Source organism: Streptomyces durhamensis, from assembly GCF_000725475.1.
Classification (GTDB): Bacteria; Actinomycetota; Actinomycetes; order Streptomycetales; family Streptomycetaceae; genus Streptomyces; species Streptomyces filipinensis.
The window spans coordinates 257,182-276,365 of the sequence record NZ_JNXR01000007.1 but is presented as its reverse complement, the minus strand read 5'-3'; the positions used below and the strand labels follow the sequence as shown (position 1 = coordinate 276,365).

Annotated in this window: 15 protein-coding genes; 9 read left to right on the top strand and 6 right to left on the bottom strand. The window is 72.3% G+C overall.

Annotation, left to right across the window (positions count from 1 at the left end; all coding sequences use genetic code 11):
- Positions 1-76 precede the first annotated feature (76 nt).
- Positions 77-517 carry a MarR family winged helix-turn-helix transcriptional regulator gene (locus tag IO33_RS0112280; protein WP_031163662.1) on the top strand — a complete coding sequence of 147 codons (441 nt, stop codon included), beginning with the start codon at positions 77-79 and terminating at the stop codon, positions 515-517.
- Here IO33_RS0112280 and IO33_RS0112275 read toward each other — a convergent pair.
- Positions 480-1,700 (bottom strand): serpin family protein, encoded by a 1,221-nt coding sequence (locus tag IO33_RS0112275; RefSeq protein WP_031163660.1) that lies wholly within the window; start codon positions 1,698-1,700, stop codon positions 480-482. The genes IO33_RS0112280 and IO33_RS0112275 overlap by 38 nt on opposite strands.
- Positions 1,701-2,156: 456 nt before the next feature.
- On the opposite strand from IO33_RS0112275, the gene IO33_RS0112270 reads away from it, so the two are divergent.
- The 5 genes from IO33_RS0112270 to IO33_RS0112250 all read left to right on the top strand — a co-directional run bounded on the left by IO33_RS0112270 (position 2,157) and on the right by IO33_RS0112250 (position 7,456).
- Positions 2,157-2,909, top strand: a complete 753-nt coding sequence (locus IO33_RS0112270; RefSeq protein WP_031163657.1) for a GntR family transcriptional regulator — start codon at positions 2,157-2,159, stop codon at positions 2,907-2,909.
- Positions 2,910-3,287: 378 nt separating this feature from the next.
- Positions 3,288-3,479: an SPOR domain-containing protein gene (locus IO33_RS0112265; RefSeq protein WP_031163655.1), complete on the top strand. Its 192-nt coding sequence runs from the start codon at positions 3,288-3,290 to the stop codon at positions 3,477-3,479.
- Positions 3,480-3,509: 30 nt separating this feature from the next.
- Positions 3,510-3,944 carry a (deoxy)nucleoside triphosphate pyrophosphohydrolase gene (locus IO33_RS0112260; RefSeq protein ID WP_037685268.1) on the top strand — a complete coding sequence of 145 codons (435 nt, stop codon included), beginning with the start codon at positions 3,510-3,512 and terminating at the stop codon, positions 3,942-3,944.
- A gap of 223 nt (positions 3,945-4,167) precedes the next feature.
- Positions 4,168-4,596: an ATP-binding protein gene (locus tag IO33_RS0112255; RefSeq protein ID WP_031163650.1), complete on the top strand. Its 429-nt coding sequence runs from the start codon at positions 4,168-4,170 to the stop codon at positions 4,594-4,596.
- Positions 4,597-4,867: 271 nt separating this feature from the next.
- On the top strand, positions 4,868-7,456 hold the full coding sequence (locus IO33_RS0112250) for a SpoIIE family protein phosphatase (RefSeq protein ID WP_031163648.1): 2,589 nt from the start codon (positions 4,868-4,870) through the stop codon (positions 7,454-7,456).
- A gap of 180 nt (positions 7,457-7,636) precedes the next feature.
- Here the strand turns inward: IO33_RS0112250 and IO33_RS0112245 are convergent, their stop codons facing one another.
- Positions 7,637-9,211 (bottom strand): coiled-coil domain-containing protein, encoded by a 1,575-nt coding sequence (locus tag IO33_RS0112245; RefSeq protein WP_031163646.1) that lies wholly within the window; start codon positions 9,209-9,211, stop codon positions 7,637-7,639.
- A gap of 95 nt (positions 9,212-9,306) precedes the next feature.
- Here IO33_RS0112245 and IO33_RS0112240 point away from each other — a divergent pair, with 95 nt between their 5' ends.
- A complete protein-coding gene (locus IO33_RS0112240) occupies positions 9,307-10,476 on the top strand; it encodes a glycoside hydrolase family 18 protein (protein ID WP_051926670.1) in 1,170 nt (389 codons plus the stop codon).
- Positions 10,477-10,531: 55 nt separating this feature from the next.
- Here IO33_RS0112240 and IO33_RS0112235 read toward each other — a convergent pair whose 3' ends face one another.
- Genes IO33_RS0112235 through IO33_RS0112220 form a run of 4 tightly spaced genes read right to left on the bottom strand, consistent with a single transcriptional unit; the run spans position 10,532 to position 14,415 of the window.
- Entirely contained in the window at positions 10,532-11,302 is a 771-nt protein-coding gene (locus IO33_RS0112235) for a succinate dehydrogenase/fumarate reductase iron-sulfur subunit (RefSeq protein WP_031163642.1), read from the bottom strand.
- A complete protein-coding gene (locus IO33_RS0112230) occupies positions 11,299-13,260 on the bottom strand; it encodes a fumarate reductase/succinate dehydrogenase flavoprotein subunit (protein WP_031163640.1) in 1,962 nt (653 codons plus the stop codon). Before IO33_RS0112230 ends, IO33_RS0112235 begins: the two co-directional genes overlap by 4 nt.
- 18 nt (positions 13,261-13,278) lie before the next feature.
- Entirely contained in the window at positions 13,279-14,100 is an 822-nt protein-coding gene (locus IO33_RS0112225; protein WP_031163638.1) for a hypothetical protein, read from the bottom strand.
- A gap of 24 nt (positions 14,101-14,124) precedes the next feature.
- Entirely contained in the window at positions 14,125-14,415 is a 291-nt protein-coding gene (locus tag IO33_RS0112220) for a hypothetical protein (RefSeq protein ID WP_031163635.1), read from the bottom strand.
- A gap of 315 nt (positions 14,416-14,730) precedes the next feature.
- Between IO33_RS0112220 and IO33_RS0112215 the strand changes: the two genes are divergently transcribed.
- Together IO33_RS0112215 and typA are read left to right on the top strand one after the other, a co-directional pair.
- Positions 14,731-16,929, top strand: a complete 2,199-nt coding sequence (locus IO33_RS0112215; protein ID WP_031163633.1) for an ABC transporter family substrate-binding protein — start codon at positions 14,731-14,733, stop codon at positions 16,927-16,929.
- A gap of 154 nt (positions 16,930-17,083) precedes the next feature.
- Complete coding sequence (gene typA / locus IO33_RS0112210; RefSeq protein WP_031163631.1) at positions 17,084-18,991, top strand: translational GTPase TypA; 1,908 nt, start codon at positions 17,084-17,086, stop codon at positions 18,989-18,991.
- Positions 18,992-19,184 lie beyond the last annotated feature (193 nt).

Sequence of the window (19,184 nt, the reverse complement as noted above, 5' to 3'; positions counted from 1 at the left end):
CGAATCTAGATTAGAACCCTAATCTTCGCGAGCGTATTAATCCTCACCCAGGCATTAATGTGGCCCGGTGACCTCCATGCCCGCGTCCGAGCGCCTCGGTTCCCACCTCAAGCGGGCCGAGCAGGCCCTCAACGCGACCAAGGCGGCGGTCCTGAAGCCGGCGGGCCTGACCGTCGCCCAGTACGCCGCGCTGCTGAACCTCTCCGGCAACCCGGGCATCTCCGCGGCCGCCCTGGCCCGGCTGTGCGGGGTCACCCCGCCGACCATGAACACGGTCCTGAAGAACCTCCAGGACCGCGAGCTGATCGTCCGCAGCCCGCACGAGTGGCACAGGAACGTCCTGGAGACCCGCCTCACGGACGAGGGCCGTGCCGTCCTGGCCGCCGCCGACACGTCGGCCGTGCGCGTCGAGCGGGCCCTGGCCGCGGAGTTCACCGACGCGGAGCGGGACGCCCTGACCGGGCTGCTCGCCCGCTGCGTCAGAGTGCTGGAGGAACAGCGCCCGGGAAGCTCATGACGGGCTCCGGCGCCGGATCGGTCACCCAGCCGGCCGCCAGCACCAGCCGTGACTCGCGGTCGACGGCGAGGAAGCCGAAGGGGCGGTCGTAGACGGCCCGGACGACCGTGGACTCGTAGCGGTACTGCGGCGGCGCGCTGCCGTACACCTCCGCGGCCGCCGTCGCGGCCGCCGCCCGGAAGCCGAGGGCGCCGAACTGGGCGACGGCCGACTGGCGTGCCTGGCCCACCGCGAGCGGGAAGTCGCTGACGCCGGGGAAGTGGGCGTGCCGAGGGTCGGTCGCCGCCGTGAGCCCGAACAGGCCCGCCAGGCCCAGCAGATCGTGGTCGGCGCGCACCTCGTACACCACCGTCCGCACGTCCAGCGTCAGCGGCGTCGGCTCGACGGCCGGCTGCCGCTCCACGTACAGGCCCGGCCCCACATGTCCGAGCGGCAGCGACCCGCCCGCGGTGAGCGGCAGCGTCCGCTCCACGACACCCACGCCGGCCGCGAGCACCTGACCCGGCGCCATGCGCTCCTCGCCGAGCACCAGATGGACGTCGATGCCGTTGTCGCCGGGCACCGTGAGCGCGGTGACGAAGCCGTCCGGCGTGCCCGTCACGCCCACCCGGTCCGGACGCACGCTCCGCCGGTGCAGCCCGCGCAGCGTACGACCCTGCCAGGGGCCGGAGCCGGGCCGCAGCGGCAGCTCGGCGAACGGCTGCCGCCAGGTCGTGCGCAGCGCGAGGGCGCCGGCCAGCACCATCCGCGCGTCCCGGGTCAACGTCACCGGCATGCGCTCGACCAGCCCGCCGGTCCGCTCGGCCGCCCAGGCGTCCAGTCGCTCCTGCGCGGTCACCAGGTCGTCCCCGAACACCCCGTACGTCCCGGCGGGCAGCCCCGCCCGCCACTCCTCGCGCAGGGCGAGCGCGTGGTGCGCCCACAGGCCGAGCGCCGCGTCCAGGCCGGACACCTCCGCCAGCGCGCCCAGCAACTCCCGTGCGGCGGCGGCCGCCTGGTCCGCCGGCAGGCCGAGGGCCCCGCTCAGCTCCGCCCGCGCCGGGCCCGTGGCGCCGTCGGCCAGGAAGGCCAGCAGGGGCCAGACTCCGGGCGCGGAGAAGACCGTGCCTTCCGGCAGGGCCTGCGCCCAGCGGGCCGACAGCCCGTTCACCCGACGGACCGTCTCGGCGGTCACCTTGCTCACTGGTCGTCCTTCCACGAGGCCTTGCCCACTCCTCGTCCGGTCATCGCGTACGTGTCCTCGGGCAGCGGCAGCGGATGCGTCCCGCACCCCGCCGCCGGCCTGCGGCTCGCGCCCGTCCCGCACAAGAGGCGCCCCCGTTCGTCCCCCGCTCCCCTGCGCCGGTCCCGCGCCGCGCGCCGCCCGCCCCAGGAGCACGGTACCGGTGTCCACCCCCGACTCCCGGCCCCCACCAGCCAGAAGGGCCGGATCGGCAGCGGGTCCGGCGTGCTGTGCCGCCTGCCGGGCGATCCAGGTGTGAGCCCGGTCGGCCGAGCGCATCTATAGGGAGAAAGTGCCTGCGTAAAGCCCTCCCACCCGCCATGTCATCACATCGAGTGATTCTCTGGCCTTTGCTTGCACGGCACAACCCAGGGTTGCCACGCTGTTGCTGTCTGTACAATCTGATGGGAGCGGCCAGTGACTTTCGGTGAGCAGCCGGCGTACCTGCGTGTCGCGGGTGATCTCCGCAAGAAGATCGTCGAGGGTTCGCTGCCGCCCCACACCCGCCTGCCCTCGCAGGCCCGCATCCGCCAGGAGTACGGCGTCTCGGACACGGTCGCGCTGGAGGCCCGCAAGGTGCTGATGGCCGAGGGGCTGGTCGAGGGCCGCTCCGGCTCCGGGACGTATGTGCGCGAGCGGCCCGTGCCCCGCCGGCTGGCCCGCTCCGGATACCGGCCGGCCGGCGGCGCCACACCCTTCCGGCAGGAGCAGGCCGACGCCTCGGTGCGCGGCACCTGGGAGTCCAGCAGCGAGCAGGCCGAGGCCGGGGCCGCCCTCGCCGAGCGGCTCGCGATCCAGGCCGGCGACCGGGTCATGCGCACCAAGTACCTGTTCCGCGAGGCCGGCGAGCCGATGATGCTCTCCACCTCCTGGGAGCCCCTCGCCGTCACCGGCCGCACCCCGGTGATGCTGCCCGAGGAGGGCCCGCTCGGCGGCATGGGCGTCGTCGAGCGCATGCGCGCCATCGACGTCATCGTGGACAACGTCACCGAGGAGGTCGGCGCCCGCCCCGGCCTCGCCGAGGAACTGCACGTCCTCGGCGGTGTCCCCGGCCATGTGGTCGTGGTCGTCCAGCGCACGTACTACGCCTCGGGCCGCCCGGTGGAGACCGCCGACGTGGTGATCCCGGCCGACCGGTACCGGGTGGCGTACCACCTGCCCGTGAAGTGAGGCAGGGGTGCGCGCCCCGTCGAGTGAGGTAGCGCACACCCTCGGCGCCCCCTGCCGCGGATGTCCGGCCGAGCACGGCCGCGACCGGGGCCGGCCGCCGCTGCAATCCGGCCGTTTTCCCAGGTGACCAGGGGTCACTCGGGTATGCCCGCGACGCACGACGGAGGCGTTCACGACGGCGCGTTCGCTTCCGTGCGCCCCCGGTGTTCTGGCTGGTTGCGTACCTCTTTGTGAAAAGGCGTATTCGCTGCGTGAAGGTTGGGCGTACGCTCGGGCATATGCGGATTGCGGTTTCCTTAGGCGGGGCTCGGCGGGGGCCCGGGACGGGAAGCGGGTGGTGGGCCGGTGCGAGAAGGAACGGCGCGGGCGGTGGGGGCCATGAGTGAGGGGACGGTCTCGCTGCCCTGGATCGTGATACGGCAGGACGACAACGGCAATCGCTACCGCGTGGGCCGGTACGCGACCCGCGCCGAGGCCCAGAAGATCGCCGACAGTTTCGACGACCGGGGCCACAAGCAGCTCTACTGGGTCGAGCGCATAGGGCAGAACGGGGACAGCGTCCGTAACTGACCACGCGGCGCCTCCCGTAGGCTCCGCTCCATGACGTCTGCGACGCCCAGGACCCCCGTGCCGGACCGGATCGTGGTGGTCGGAGCCGCCCTGTTCGACGGTGGCCGGCTGCTCGCCGCGCGCCGCAGCGCCCCCGCCGACCTGGCGGGCCGCTGGGAGCTGCCCGGCGGCAAGGTCGAGACGGGCGAGCGGCCCGAGGACGCCCTGGTGCGCGAACTGCGCGAGGAGCTGGGCGTCGACGCCGAACCGGTCGAGCGCGTGCCGGGGGAGTGGCCCCTGAGGTCCCCGTACGTCCTGCGGGTGTGGACCGCCCGTCTGTGCCCCGGCTCCCCCGCGCCCCGGCCCCTCCAGGACCACGACGAGCTGCGCTGGCTCACCCCGGACCGGATCTGGGAGGTCGACTGGCTCGACCAGGACGTCCCGGCGGTCCGGGAGGTGGCGGCCGCGACCGGATCCGGGATGTAGCCCCGCAAGGGGTGCGGGGCCGTGCGCAACTGAGGCGCCGCCGAGGGCGCGAGCGGACACCGCGGACCCGCGGTCGCATGAAGCGCGCCCTCGGAGTTGTCGGGTGCGCGGCTCCCCGTATGGAGCGCCCTCTACGCCGTTCGTGCCACAGTGCGCCCTCTCGCGCGGTACTGCCTACTGGATATCGGGTATGTGCCCATTAACCCCATGAAACCGGACATGGGTGGGCTCGCTGGGCTGGGAAGTGATCGGCGTGATCGACACCGATGGTGACTGCGCCGAGTGGACCTTCCCCGCGGAACCGGGCGCCGTGCGCACCGCACGCTCCGCGGTCCGCGGCCAGTTGCACGGCTGGGGCCTCGACTGCCTCGCCGACCTCACCGCCTTGCTGGTGAGCGAGCTGGTCACCAACTCGCTGCGGCATGCCACCGGCCCGATCGGCGTACGGCTCGTACGCCCCGCCGGGCTGGCCGGCACCCTGCGGGTGGAGGTCTCCGACCCGCTGCCCGACCCGCCGCGCGAGCGTGTCGCCCGCGACGAGGACGAGAGCGGGCGCGGTCTGCAACTGGTCGCGGGCTCCTCGCGCCGCTGGGGCACCCGGCCCGGCGTGAGCGGAAAGACCGTCTGGTTCGAACTGGCGGTGCCGGGGTGAGCCGGAAGCATTGAGGGGGCAGGGGGGAGTACGGCCGGCGGCGGTCCGCCCACCGTGCGCTCCGGGCGCGCGGCCGGTCCCGAACTGTGTGATTCGAGGGCGTGTTCCCTGGTTAGAAGACTGGGAGTGTTGTCACGGACCGGTCCGAAAAACATCTGGACCGAGCTGTGATCGTGAACACCGTGTCGTGCGGCGCCGTAGTGCTGGATACTGCGGGCAGCCGTACCCGGTGACCGGTGCCGGACGCGGTGAGCTGGAGGGGACGGTTCGCGTGAGCGAGATACCAGCGAAGGCCACGGAGTCCGAGGACCCGTCGGACGGCGCGAGGCACCAGGCCGCGGAGACTGCCGCGGCACCCGGCGACGCCATGTGGCAGAGCAGCCCGCCCGGTTCGATCTACGACTACATCAAGGTCGCGTCCTTCTCCATCGGCCCCGGCGGGCTGGTCGACCAGTGGAGCCTGCGCGCCGAGCAACTCTTCGGCATCCCCGCCGCGCACGCCGTCGGCATGGACCCCATAGAGGCCTTCATCGACCCCGATCTGCGTGAGCGCGGCCAGCGCAAGATGGCCGAAATCCTCGACGGGCGGGAGTGGACCGGGGTCGTGCCCTTCCGCATGCCGGACAAGGCGGACGGGACCCGCGGCGAGGACGGCCTCGCCGAGGTCTACGTCATGCCCACCCGGACCGGCGAGGGCGACAGGGCCGCCGTCTGCATCGTCGTGGACGTACGCACCCTGCGCAGCATCGAGACCGATCTCGCCGCCTCGCAGGCGATATTCGGCCAGTCTCCGTTCGGATTCCTGCTGATCGACGCCGATCTGAGGGTGCGTCGGGCCAACGAGCGGTTCGCCTCCGTCTTCGGCGGGACCCCGGACGACCACCGGGGCAAGGGCGTGCACGACTATCTGCCGCGCGGTGAGGCCGAGCGGGTCTCGGCCACGCTGCGCCGGGTGCTGCAGTCCGGCGAGTCCATCACCGACATGCATGTCACCGGGTACGTCCCCGGCTCCGAGGAACGCCGGCACTGGTCCGTCAACCTCTACCGCGTGCACAGCGGCAGCGGCCGGCCCATCGGCATCGCCTGGCTCGGCACCGACATCACCGCCCGCCGGGCCGCCGCCCGCGAGGCCGCCGCCGCCCGCCGCAACCTCGCCCTGCTCAACGAGGCCGGCGCCCGCATAGGAAACTCCCTCGACCTGGAGACCACCGCCCGGGAGCTCCTCGACGTCGTCGTCCCCGGCTTCTGCGACCTCGCCACCGTCGACCTCTACCAGGGCCTGCTCACCGGCGACGAGACCCCGCCCGGCCTCGCCGACGGCAGCGCCGAACTGCGCCGCGTCGCCTTCGCCAGCGCCGTGTCGGACGTGCCGCTCAGCGGCACCGCCGATCCCGTCGCGGTCGGCGCGGTGCACCACTTCCCCTTCAACTCGCCCTGCGCGGACGCCCTGCGCACCGCCCGGCCCCAGCGCGTGCCCGCCGAGGAGGGCGCACTCGTCCAGTCCACGCTGGCCGTGCCGATGGTCGCCCACGACACGGTCGTCGGGCTCGCCCGGTTCGCCCGCACCAAGGGCAGCGAGCCGTTCGGCGACCGGGACCGTGACCTGGCGGTGGAGCTGGCCGCGCGCGCCGCCGTGTGCATCGACAACGCGCGCCTGTACCGCCGGGAACACGAGCGGGCGCTGATACTGCAGCGCTCGCTCCTGCCGCCGGGGGACCCGGAGGCCTCCGGGCTCGACATCGCCTGCCGCTATCTGCCCGGCAACGCGGCCACCGAGGTGGGCGGCGACTGGTTCGACGTGATCGAACTGCCGGGTCACCGTACGGCGCTGGTCGTGGGCGATGTGATGGGGCGGGGGCTGCGGGCCGCCGTCGCCATGGGTGAACTCCGCACGGCCGTGCGGACCTTGGCCCTGCTGGACCTCGAACCCGCCGAGGTCCTCTCGGCGCTGGACGAGATCGCGCGAGGGCTGGGCACCCCGGGCGGCGTCCAGCAGGCCACGCGTACGGCACGCCAGCCGCGGGACGCCGACCTGTCCGAGGTGTACCTCGCGACCTGCGTCTACGCGGTGTACGACTCCGTCACCAGACGCTGTACGTTCGCCAACGCCGGCCATCTGCCGCCGGTCCTGGTCGAGCCCGGTGAGGCCGCCCTGATGCTGGACGTGCCGCCCGGCATGCCGCTCGGTGTGGGAGGCGAGCCCTTCGAGGAGGTCGAGGTCGAGTTGCCGGAGGGCGCGCTGCTGGCCCTCTACACGGACGGTCTGGTCGAGTCCCGCCACCACCCCCTGGAGGAGGGCCTCCAGGCCTTCGTCGGCGCGCTCACCGACCCGTCCCGCCCGCTGGAGGACGTCTGCGACCACGTCCTGAGCACCCTCGACACCCACCACGGCGAGGACGACATCGCGCTGCTGATGGCGAGGGTGCAGGGGCTGCCGTCCGATTCCGTCGGCGACTGGACGCTGCCGCGCGAGCCGCGGAGCGTGGGGCGGGCGCGCGAGTACGCCCGGGCGCGGCTGCAGAGCTGGGGTCTGGAGCCACTGGTCGACACGGCGGAGCTGCTCGTCAGCGAGCTGGTCACCAACGCGCTGCGGTACGGCGAGGGGGAGATCCGGCTCCGGCTGCTGCTGGACCGCACGCTGGTCTGCGAGGTCTGGGACTCCGGCCTGGTCCAGCCCCGGCGCCGCCGCGCCCGGGACACGGACGAGGGGGGCCGGGGACTGCAGCTGGTCGGGTTGCTGAGCGCGGCGTGGGGCTCGCGCCGGACGCCGCGCGGCAAGACGGTGTGGTTCGAGTTGCCGTTGCCCGGGGGCGAGACAGGACTGACCGACCCGGCGGAGGCACTGCTGAGCCTCTTCTGACAAGCCCCTCGACGGGCAGGGCCCGGCGGCCCGGCTCGCCCAGCGCCGGCCCCGACCGCCGGGGCCGGCTCGGCTGGTGGGCCCGGGGCCGTGACCGTCGGGGGTGGGCTTCGTCGTGGTGACGTGCGCGGCGCGTCCTGACGGAAGCGGTCGCAGGCGCGGTCGGCCGGTGCTGCGGCACTAGGCGCGCGGTGCGAAGCGGTGGCGGCCCCGTGTCCGAGGGCCGCCGTAGCTCGCCGGCGGGCCCGCGTCCGGGTCCTCGGCCAGCAGCACACCGCCCAGGACCGCACCGGCCAGGCCCGGCGCGTCCCCGTCGGCGCCCGGGTACGGGCTGCCGTGGGCCCGCACGTTCCGTTCGGCCAGGTCCCGGGCCGCGCGGGCGAGGGAGTCGGCCTCGTCGGCGTGGTCCGTGCCCAGCTCCCGTGCCGCCTGCGCCAGGAGAACCCGCGCCTCCGGGCCCACCGCGCCCCGGTGCACCGCGACGAACTCCTCCGCCCCGGCGAGGGAACCCCTCGCCACGAGCAGCGCAGCCGCGGCCGGTGCGCCCGAGTGGCCCGTCTCCAGCCGCTCCACGGCCCGCGCGATCCGGCGCAGGGCGTCCAGCGGGTCGTACGGTCCCCCCGTCCGCTCCTCCCGCACGGCGGCCAGCACGCCGTCGGCGTGGGCCAGCCGCGCATGCAGCTCACCGCTCGTCAGCGGCTTGCGCCCACCTCCCTGCCGGGCCGCCGCGATCTCCGCCTCCGCGCCGGTCAGTGCGGCCGGCACCAGCTCCGCCGCCTCCCGCAGCCGCGCCGCGAGCCCTTCCACCCCGGTCACCAGCACCTCGGCCTGGACCACCGCGCCCTCGGCGGCGCGCAGCTGCCCGGCGGCCCGCCCGCCGTCGCCCGCGTCGGCCGCCTGGCGGGCCTCGTTGAGCCGGACGGTGGCGAACACCAGCCGGTCCTTGGCCTGCTCGACGTAGCCGATGACCGGTCCGATCGCCGAGGCGGTGTACCGCTCGTGCAGTTCCCCCAGGGTGTCCTGCGCGGTCACCGTGCGCCCCGTCAGCTCCCGGAACCAGGTCTCGGCCGACTCCAGGGCCCCGGCCAGCCCAGGACCGTCCAGCTCCCGCAGCCGGTCCAGCTCGGGAGCCTCCGCGTCCAGCCGGCGGCCCGCCTCCGCGCACCGGCCGACCACACCGACCAGCGCCTGCCGCCGCGCCGCCGGGTCCTGAGGCACCCCCTGCTCGTACCGCTGCCAGATGGCGCACGCGGCGGCCAGCTCGGTCTCGGCGGCCCGCAGCGCGTGGACGAGGGGTTCGGTCTCGGCCTGCCCGAACCGCCGCCGGACGAAGGAGAGTTCCTCACGGCTGGTCCGTACGCAGTCGTCGGCGAGGACCAGTGCCGCGCGGGCCTGGCGCTCGGTGTCGGCCGGGGAGGGGACGGGCGGGGCGACGGAGACGGTCCCGGGGGTCGTACGGCTGCGGGCGCGGCGGGTGCGGCGCAGATAGCCGTATCCGGCCAGCCCCACGGCCGCGACGCCCGCGGCGAGGGGCAGGACGAGATCCGCGGTGGACGTCTCGTCCTGCCGCGGCGCGTCGGCGCTGGCGACCGTCGCGGCGGCCGCCACCGGAACCGGATCTTGCGCGCCGGTCGTCATCAGGGGCAACACCAGCCACCCGGCCCCGGCCCAGGCACCCAGCACGGCATGCGCCACCCGCGCGGATATGTGCGCGGTGGCGCGCCGGGGCCGGCACCGGGTCGGGAAGGACGTCACATTTTGGAGCGTATGGGCAGGTAGGCGCCTTCGCGAGCGGGGCGGACACGGGTGGGGGAAGAGAAGGGCAGGAGGCGGAAATGGACGGGCGGGGTATGCACGAAGGAGGAAGGGACGAGGAAGCGCCGGGCGGGGAAGCGCCGGGCGGGGTAGGAACGGGCGAGACGGGAACGGGCGGGGAGGAGACCGGCGGCGCGTGGGCGGGACCGCGCGCCGGCGCGGAAACCCCCGGCGAAGGCGCCGCCGAGGCGCGCCGTCCGAGACGGCGCCGCCGTGTCCTGCGCTCCACCCTGGCCGCCCTCACCCTCCTGTTCCTCCCCCTCCTCACCGCCGAAACGGCCCTCCGCGTCAACGACACCGGCACCCCGAAACCCGGCACCACCACCCGCCACCAGGACGCCCTGTGGCTGGGCCACGCCTGGGTGGACGGCCGTAAGACCGACCGCGACGTCCAGGCCCTCGCCCGCCGCCTGAAGACCAGCGGCATCCGGGACCTGTACGTCCACGCGGGCCCCCTGGAACACGACGGCACCCTGCCCAAGACGGCCTACCGCAGGTCCCGTTGGCTGACCACGGCCCTGCACCGCGCGGCGCCCGGCGTCCGTGTCCAGGCCTGGCTCGGCGACAAGCTGGCCAGCGAGAGCCCCGACGGGCTGCGGCTGGACCGCGCGGCCACCCGCACCGCGATCCTCGCCTCCACCCGCCGGATCCTCGCCGCCGGCTTCGAGGGCGCCCACTTCGACCTGGAGCCCCTCCACTCCGGCGACCAGAACTACCTCGCCCTCCTCGACGACCTCCGCGCCCTCACCCACGCCCGTCACGCGCTGCTCTCCGTCGCGGCCCACCAGATCGACCCGCTCCCGGCCTTCCACTCCTTCTGGGGCACGACCACCGGGCACCCCAAATGGTGGTCGCAGGCCTACTTCGGGCAGGTCGCCCGCCGCGTGGACCAGATCGCCGTCATGTCGTACGACACCATGCAGCCCCTGCAGAGCCTGTACGGCGGCTACGTGGCCCAGCAGACCAGCCTCGCCCTGGAAGTCACTCCCAGGACCACCGACCTCCTCATGGGCCTGCCCTTCTACCACGAGAACAACTTCGGCCACTGGGCCCACGCGGAGACCGTCCCCGCCGGCGTACGCGGGGTCCGCCTGGGCCTGTCCCGCACCGACGCCGGCCGCGTCCGGTTCGGCGTCGCCCTGTACGTCGACTTCGCGGCCACGGAGGCGGACTGGCGGGCGTACCAGGAAGACTGGGTCCGCTGACCGGACGTACAGGGGGTGGCCCTCATCCCGCCGGCCCAGCGCCCCGGACGCCCCGTCAGGAAGTCCGCCGCCTGATCTTCGAGCCGAGCCACACCAGCGGGTCGTACTTGCGGTCCACCGCGCGCTCCTTCAGCGGGATCAGGGCGTTGTCGGTGATCTTGATGCCCTCGGGGCAGACCTCCGTGCAGCACTTGGTGATGTTGCAGTAGCCGAGGCCGTGTTCGTCCTGGGCCGTGCGCTTGCGGTCCAGGCCGGTCTCGGCGGCCGCGTCCAGCGGGTGCATGTCGAGTTCGGCGATCCGCATCAGGAAGCGGGGGCCCGCGAACGCCGCCTTGTTCTCCTCGTGGTCGCGGACGACGTGACAGGTGTCCTGGCACAGGAAGCACTCGATGCACTTGCGGAACTCCTGCGAGCGGTCCACGTCCTCCTGCATCATCCGGTACTCGCCGGGGCCCACACCGGCCGGCGGCACGAAGGACGGGACCTCCCTGGCCTTCCGGTAGTTGAAGCCGACGTTCGTCACCAGATCGCGGATCACCGGGAAGGCGCGCAGCGGGGTGACGGTGATCGTCTCCGCGCGGTCGAACACCGACATCCGGGTCATGCACATCAGGCGCGGGCGGCCGTTGATCTCCGCCGAGCACGAACCGCACTTGCCCGCCTTGCAGTTCCAGCGGACGGCGAGGTCGGGTGTCTGGGTGGCCTGGAGCCGGTGGATGATGTCCAGCACCACCTCGCCGTCGTTGACCTCGACGGAGAAGTCCTCCAGGCCGCCGCCCTGCTCGTCGCCCCGCCACACCTTGAAGCGGGCCTCATAGCTGCTCACTCGTACAGCTCCTCTTCGGCGAGGTACTTGACCAGCTCCTCCTTCTCGAAGAGGGCGAGCAGGTCCGGGCGGATGGGGTCGGTGCTCTCGCGGGTGAGGCGGATCTGGCCGCGTCCGGGGTCGGTCGCCGCGAGGCCGCCGGTGGGGTCGGCGAGGGCGCACAGCAGGTTCACGTTGCGCCAGGCGCGGTCCATCGTGGGGTGGTCCTCGCGGGTGTGCCCGCCGCGCGACTCGGTGCGCTCCAGCGCGGCCCGGGCCACGCACTCGCTGACCAGCAGCATGTTCCTGAGGTCGAGGGCCAGGTGCCAGCCCGGGTTGAACTGGCGGTGGCCCTCCACACCGGCCCGGCGGGCCCGCACCCGCAGCTCGGCCAGCTTGTGCAGGGCCTGCTCCATCTCGCCCTCCCGGCGGATGATGCCGACCAGGTCGTTCATGGTCTGCTGGAGTTCCTGGTGCAGGGTGTACGGGTTCTCCGGCGGGCCCGCCTCGCCCTCCCGCCCGGCCTCCGCCGAGAAGGGCCGCAGGGCCTCCGCCGCCGCCGTGTCGACCTGGGCGTCGTCCACCGGCGGGCGCTGGTGCGCCAGCCCCTGCGCGTACTCCGCCGCGTGCCAGCCCGCCCGGCGCCCGAACACCAGCAGATCGGACAGGGAGTTGCCGCCGAGCCGGTTGGAGCCGTGCATACCGCCGGCCACCTCACCGGCCGCGTACAGGCCCGGCACGCCGCGCGCCGCCGCCGTGTCGGAGTCGACGGCGACCCCGCCCATCACGTAGTGACAGGTCGGCCCGACCTCCATCGCCTCGGCCGTGATGTCGACGTCCGCCAGCTCCTTGAACTGGTGGTACATCGACGGCAGCCGGCGCCGGATCACCTCGGCGGGCATCCGCGTGGACACGTCCAGGAAGACCCCGCCGTGCGGCGAACCCCGGCCCGCCTTCACCTCGGAGTTGATCGCGCGGGCCACCTCGTCGCGGGGGAGCAGCTCCGGCGGGCGCCGGTTGGTGTCCGGGTCGTCGTACCACCGGTCGGCCTCCTCCTCCGACTCGGCGTACTTCTCCTTGAACACGTCCGGGACGTAGTCGAACATGAACCGCTCGCCCTCGGAGTTCCTGAGCACCCCGCCGTCGCCGCGCACCGACTCGGTGACGAGGATGCCCTTCACCGACGGCGGCCAGACCATGCCCGTCGGGTGGAACTGCACGAACTCCATGTTCACCAGCCGCGCCCCGGCCAGCAGCGCCAGCGCGTGGCCGTCGCCGGTGTACTCCCACGAGTTCGACGTGACCTTGAACGACTTGCCGATCCCGCCGGTCGCGACGACGACCGCGGGCGCTTCGAGGACGAGGAAGCGGCCGGATTCACGCTCGTACGCGAAGACGCCGCAGACCCGGCCCGCGGTGGAGCCGCTGCCGGACGCCGTGTCCTTGAGGACCCGGGTGACCGTGCACTCCTGGAAGACCTTCAGCCGGGACTCGTAGTCCCCGGTCTCCCTGAAGTCCTCCTGCTGGAGCGCGACCATCCGCTGCTGGAGGGTGCGGATCAGCTCCAGGCCCGTACGGTCCCCGACGTGGGCGAGGCGCGGGTACTCGTGGCCGCCGAAGTTGCGCTGCGAGATGCGGCCGTCCTTCGTACGGTCGAACAGCGCGCCCCAGGTCTCCAGCTCCCACACCCGGTCCGGGGCCTCCTGCGCGTGCAGCTCGGCCATCCGCCACTGGTTGAGGAACTTGCCGCCGCGCAGGGTGTCGCGGAAGTGGACCTGCCAGTTGTCGTGCTCGTTGGCGTTGGCCATGGCCGCCGCGATGCCGCCCTCGGCCATGACCGTGTGCGCCTTGCCGAACAGCGACTTGCAGATCACCGCCGTACGGGCGCCCCGCTCACGCGCCTCGATGGCGGCCCGCAGTCCGGCGCCGCCGGCACCGACCACGACGACGTCCCACTCCTGGCGGTCGACCACGGTCATCAGACGGCTCCACCTGTTCTAGAAGAAACGCGGGTCGGCGAAGACCCCGGACGCGACGAGATAGACGTAGAAGTCGGCGAGCGCCACGCTCAGCAGCGACGCCCACGCCAGCTGCATGTGGCGGGCGTTGAGCCGGCCGACGAACTGCCACGCCTTGTAGCGCACGGGGTGCTTGGAGAAGTGTTTGAGCTTGCCGCCGACGATGTGCCGACAGGAGTGGCAGGAGATGGTGTAGGCCCAGATCAGGGTGATGTTGACGAGGAACACGAGGGTGCCGAGGCCCATGTGGCCCCAGTTCTCGTGCGGGTCGCGGAAGGACAGCACGGTGTCGTACGTCAGCACGCCCGCGACCAGGATCGCCGCGTAGAAGAAGTACCGGTGGACGTTCTGCAGGATCAGCGGGAAACGGGTCTCGCCGGTGTACGTCCGGTGCGGCTCGGCCACCGCGCAGGCGGGCGGGGACGCCCAGAAGCTGCGGTAGTAGGCCTTGCGGTAGTAGTAGCAGGTCAGCCGGAAGCCCAGCGGGAAGACCAGGATGATGATCGCCGGGGAGATCGTCCACCAGCTGCCGAAGAGGTCGGCGTTCGGGCCCGACGGCATGTTCTTGCAGTTCTGCGCCAGGCAGGGCGAGTAGAACGGCGAGACGTACGGCGCCGCGTAGTAGTGCGCGCCCGCGAAGGCCCGCCAGGTCGAGTAGACGACGAAGGCCAGCAGACCGGCCGCGGTGACGGCGGGCGCCAGCCACCAGCGGTCGGTCCGCAGATGCGGGGCGGTGATCGCGGCGCGCGCGGGGGTCCGTACGCCGCCGCTGTTCTGTTGGGGTTCCGTACCAGTGGCCAAGGCAGGGCTCCGGTCGGTCGGGGGTCAGGGGGCGCGGCGGTCGCGGGCGCCCAGGCCCTCGTCGTCCGAGTCCGTCCACAGGCTGATGTCGTAGGGCGTGTCGGAGATGGTGACGAGGTCGGGCCGGCGCGGGGCGTCCGGCGCGGCGCTCGCCTCGCGCAGCAGCGCCACGCTCTCGCGCAGATGGTCGGCGTCCAGTCGGACCCGGCGCATCTCGATGCCGCCGCTGCCGAGCTGGTGCTCCAGACGTCCCAGCGACCGGTACAGATCGTCGAGAGAACGCTGGACCGAGGTGATGTCGTCGTGCACGGACATGACTTGCCCTCACTTCCGCGGGTCCGGCAGGCCCTGGGCGGCAACGTTCATGCGCCTTGGAGTGTTGCGCGCCGCACCTGCCGCTGTGAAGGCATGTGCAGCGATTGGCGGAGGCGCACCGATGCATCTCGGGTGGTGTTGCGCCGCACGGGTGGGGTTACCGCCCGTCGTCGCCGTGTCGCCCGTGGTTGCCGGATCCTTTCCTCTTCAGTGGGCCGCATAGATCTGATCAGCTCCATATACCGCCAAAGGTGATCAGCTCCATATACCGACAAATGTGAGCATAAAGCCAGCGGCTCCCCGGAGGTAGCAGTGATGTCCCACGACGGCGTCGTCGCCCGCTCGCGGCACACCCAGCGGAGCGTCATGCGTTCGGTCGCCTTTCTGACCGCCGGTGTGCTCGCCGTGCCCCTCCTCGCCGGCTGCGACTCCGAGGACAAGGCCGGCAAACCGCTCGCCGGGCAGGACATCGCCCCGGTCGCGCGTGGTCTGGTCGCCGACGGGGGCACCCTGAAGTGGGCCGTGGACGCCGTCCCCGCGACGCTGAACACCTTCCAGGCCGACGCCGACGCCGGAACCACCCGGGTGGCCCAGGCCGTGCTGCCGTCGATGTTCCGGCTGGACGCCACCGGCCGGCCGGTGGCCAATCCCGCCTACCTGGAGTCGGCCAAGGTCATCGAGACCGAGCCCCGCCAGGTCGTGCTGTACAAGCTGAACCAGCAGGCCGTCTGGAGCGACGGCCGGGAGATCGGCGCCGCCGACTTCGCCGCCCAGTGGCGCGCCCTGTCCGGCCGGAACAGCGCGTACTGGACCGCCCGCAACGCCGGTTACGACCGCATCGAGAAGATCGAGCGCGGCGCCAACGACCTGCAGGTGCGGGTGACCTTCTCGCGGCCCTACGCCGACTGGAGGTCGCTGTTCTCGCCGCTGTACCCGAAGGACGTCATGGGCACCCCGGACGCCTTCAACGACGGCGCCCGCCGCAAGCTGACGGTCACCGCCGGCCCCTTCAAGGTGGACAAGGTCGACACCGCGGCCAAGGACGTGGTCCTCACCCGCAACCCGCGCTGGTGGGGCAGGCCCGCCAAGCTCAACGAGATCGTGCTGCACGCCGTCCCCCACGACCAGCGGGCCGTCGCGCTCGCCGACGGCAGCGTGGACCTCGCCGACGTCGACCCCGCCGATGCCGAGCGGATCGGGCTCGCCGCCCGCGGCACCGCGAACCCGCTGCAGGGCTCCGGCAGGACCTCCGTGACCAAGCTGCGCTCCTGGGCGCTGGCGCACGGCGTCGGCTCCGACCAGGCCCAGGCCGGGCAGACGACACTGCGCCGGGCCATCACCCGGTACCTGGACGAGCAGCAGCAGCTGCGGGGCGTCGAGGTCCGCAAGTCGCTGGAGCCCGCCTACACCCAGCTCGCCCTCAACGGCTCCGAGGGCCCCCTCGCCGACGAGCGCGTCCGCCGGGCCGTCGCCCGCGCCCTGGACCGCAAGGAACTGGCCAGGCTGGTGCTCACCCCGCTGGGCCTGCCCGCCGTCCCGGTGGGCAGCCACCTCGCCCTGTCCGGGCAGGCCGCCTACGCGGACAGCAGCGACGCGGTCGGCGACCAGGACCCCAAGGGGGCGCAGGCGCTGCTCGCCGAGGCCGGCTGGGTGCCGGGCGGCCCGGTCAAGGAGGAGAAGAAGGGCGAGAAGGCGGCCGGCCCCGAGGGCGATCACGCCGGCAAGAAGGGCCAGGAGGAGAAGGAGGACAAGTCCGACGGCGGCGACGACGGCGCGTACATCGTCGGCGAGGACGACAAGAGCGGGGACGGTACGAGCGGCGACGACAAGTCGGGGGGCCGCGACGACGGCGGGGACCGGCACATCGCGCAGGAGGGCAAGCACGGAGGCGTGCCCGGAGCGTACGCGCCCAAGGGCACGGCCGCGCCGGCCGCCGCGCCGGCGGGCCTGCTCGCCAAGGACGGCAAGGCGCTCGCGCTGCGCTTCGTGCTGCCGTCCGGCGCGGGCTCCGAGACGCTGAACGCGGTCGCCGAGCGGATCTCGGCCATGCTGGAGCGGCTCGGGATCCGGACGACGATCACCAAGGTCTCCGACGAGAGCTACTTCAAGGACCACATCGCCTCCGGCGACTACGACCTCGCGCTGTACTCGTGGCCGTCCTCCGCGTTCCCGGCGACGGACGACCGGCCGGTCTACGCGAAGCCGGTACCGGCCGCGGACGGCTCGGTGAACGTCGAGCAGAACTACACGCGGGTGGGGACCGACCAGGTCGACCAGCTCTTCGACCAGGCCATGGCGACGCTGGACGAGGACGAGGAGGTCTCCCTGATCCGCAAGGCGGACGCCAGGATCTGGGCCGCGGGGGGCTCGATTCCCCTCTACCAGCGGCCCCAGCTGGTGGGGGTCCGCAAGAATCTGGTCAACGCCGGGGCGTTCGGTTTCCAGACGCCGGTCTACGAGGACATGGGCTTCTTGAAGAAGGGGGCGAGGATCTCCCCCAGCCCCACGAAGTGACCTGCACAAAGATCGCGGCTCGGCCCTGAGAGGGCCGACTCACTCGGGGCCACGTACCATGGGGTGAGGCCGTGGCGTGTCAAGCCCGGCAGGGCCCGTGCGACACAGACATACGCGCAGGGCGATCCTCACCACTCCGGGAGTACGGCAGCTTATGGCCACGCGCCACGACATCCGCAACGTCGCCATCGTCGCCCACGTCGACCACGGCAAGACCACCATCGTCGACGGCATGCTGAAGCAGGCCGGCGCGTTCGCCGCCCACCAGCTCGAAGGCGTCGACGACCGCATGATGGACTCGAACGACCTGGAGCGTGAGAAGGGCATCACGATCCTCGCCAAGAACACGGCGGTCAAGTACCACCCGAAGGACGGCGGGGAACCGATCACCATCAACATCATCGACACCCCCGGCCACGCCGACTTCGGCGGCGAGGTCGAGCGCGGTCTGTCGATGGTGGACGGCGTCGTGCTGCTGGTGGACGCGTCCGAGGGCCCGCTCCCGCAGACCCGCTTCGTGCTGCGCAAGGCCCTCCAGCAGCGGCTGCCCGTCATCCTGTGCATCAACAAGACGGACCGCCCGGACTCCCGCATCGACGAGGTCGTCAACGAGACCTACGACCTCTTCCTGGACCTGGACGCGGACGAGGACCAGATCGAGTTCCCGATCGTCTACGCCTGCGGCCGTGACGGCGTCGCGTCGCTGACCAAGCCGGAGGACGGGACCGTCCCGGCCGACTCCACCAACCTGGAGCCGTTCTTCTCCACGATCCTGGAGCACATCCCGGCCCCGACGTACGACGAGGCCGCGCCGCTCCAGGCCCACGTCACCAACCTCGACGCCGACAACTTCCTCGGCCGTATCGCGCTGCTCCGCGTCGAGCAGGGCGAGCTGCGCAAGGGCCAGACGGTGGCCTGGATCAAGCGCGACGGAACCATCAGCAACGTGCGCATCTCCGAGCTGATGATGACCGAGGCGCTCACCCGCAAGCCGGCCGAGAAGGCGGGCCCCGGTGACATCTGCGCGGTCGCCGGTATCCCGGACATCATGATCGGCGAGACCCTGGCCGACACCGAGAACCCGATCCCGCTGCCGCTGATCACGGTCGACGAGCCGGCGATCTCCATGGTCATCGGTACGAACACCTCGCCGCTGGTCGGCCGGGGCGGCACCGGCAAGGGCGCCGACGCGAAGTCGGCCGTGAAGGACCGCAAGGTCACCGCCCGCCAGGTGAAGGACCGCCTGGACCGCGAGCTGATCGGTAACGTCTCGCTGCGCGTGCTCGACACCGAGCGTCCGGACGCCTGGGAGGTGCAGGGCCGTGGTGAGCTGGCGCTCGCCATCCTGGTCGAGCAGATGCGCCGCGAGGGCTTCGAGCTGACCATCGGCAAGCCCCAGGTCGTCACCAAGCAGATCGACGGCAAGACCTACGAGCCCGTCGAGCGCATGACGATCGACGTGCCCGAGGAGCACATGGGTGCCGTCACCCAGCTGATGGGTGTGCGCAAGGGCCGCATGGACAACATGTCCAACCACGGCTCCGGATGGGTGCGCATGGAGTTCGTCGTGCCGTCCCGTGGTCTCATCGGGTTCCGGACCGAGTTCCTGACGCAGACCCGTGGCACCGGTATCGGCCACTCCATCCACGAGGGCTTCGAGCCCTGGTTCGGCACGCTCCAGACCCGTAACAACGGCTCCCTGGTCGCCGACCGCGCCGGTGCGGTCACCGCGTTCGCGATGACGAACCTCCAGGAGCGCGGCGTGCTGTTCACGGAGCCGGGCACCGAGGTGTACGAGGGCATGATCGTCGGTGAGAACTCGCGCTCCGACGACATGGACGTGAACATCACCAAGGAGAAGAAGCTCACGAACATGCGGTCCTCGTCGGCCGACTCGTTCGAGGCCATCGTTCCGCCGCGCAAGCTCTCCCTGGAGCAGTCCCTGGAGTTCTGCCGTGACGACGAGTGCGTCGAGGTGACCCCGGAGGCCGTTCGCATCCGCAAGGTCAACCTCGACCAGCGTGAGCGGGCCCGCGCCGCGAGCCGCGCCAAGCACGGCTGATTCCAAGCCGGTTGAGCCCGGGTGTCCCCAGCATGGGGGCACCCGGGCTTTTTGCAACCCGTTTTCGGGGGCCCTATGTCCGACATGCGGAGATCGTTGCCCGATAGCCATGTAACAAGTCCGTTTCGTGCCTTCTTCCGTCGAACAGTTTGTCCAGATTTTGGAAGATGCGGCGACGATCCGTGACTGAATT

Excerpts from the sequence above, each read along its gene's own strand:
- IO33_RS0112230 (WP_031163640.1), bottom strand. The coding sequence starts at position 13,260 with ATGACCGTGGTCGACCGCCAGGAGTGGGACGTCGTCGTGGTCGGTGCC.
- IO33_RS0112260 (WP_037685268.1), top strand. The coding sequence starts at position 3,510 with ATGACGTCTGCGACGCCCAGGACCCCCGTGCCGGACCGGATCGTGGTG.
- IO33_RS0112240 (WP_051926670.1), top strand. The coding sequence starts at position 9,307 with ATGCACGAAGGAGGAAGGGACGAGGAAGCGCCGGGCGGGGAAGCGCCG.
- IO33_RS0112265 (WP_031163655.1), top strand. The coding sequence starts at position 3,288 with ATGAGTGAGGGGACGGTCTCGCTGCCCTGGATCGTGATACGGCAGGAC.
- IO33_RS0112215 (WP_031163633.1), top strand. The coding sequence starts at position 14,731 with ATGTCCCACGACGGCGTCGTCGCCCGCTCGCGGCACACCCAGCGGAGC.
- IO33_RS0112280 (WP_031163662.1), top strand. The coding sequence starts at position 77 with ATGCCCGCGTCCGAGCGCCTCGGTTCCCACCTCAAGCGGGCCGAGCAG.
- typA (WP_031163631.1), top strand. The coding sequence starts at position 17,084 with ATGGCCACGCGCCACGACATCCGCAACGTCGCCATCGTCGCCCACGTC.
- IO33_RS0112220 (WP_031163635.1), bottom strand. The coding sequence starts at position 14,415 with ATGTCCGTGCACGACGACATCACCTCGGTCCAGCGTTCTCTCGACGAT.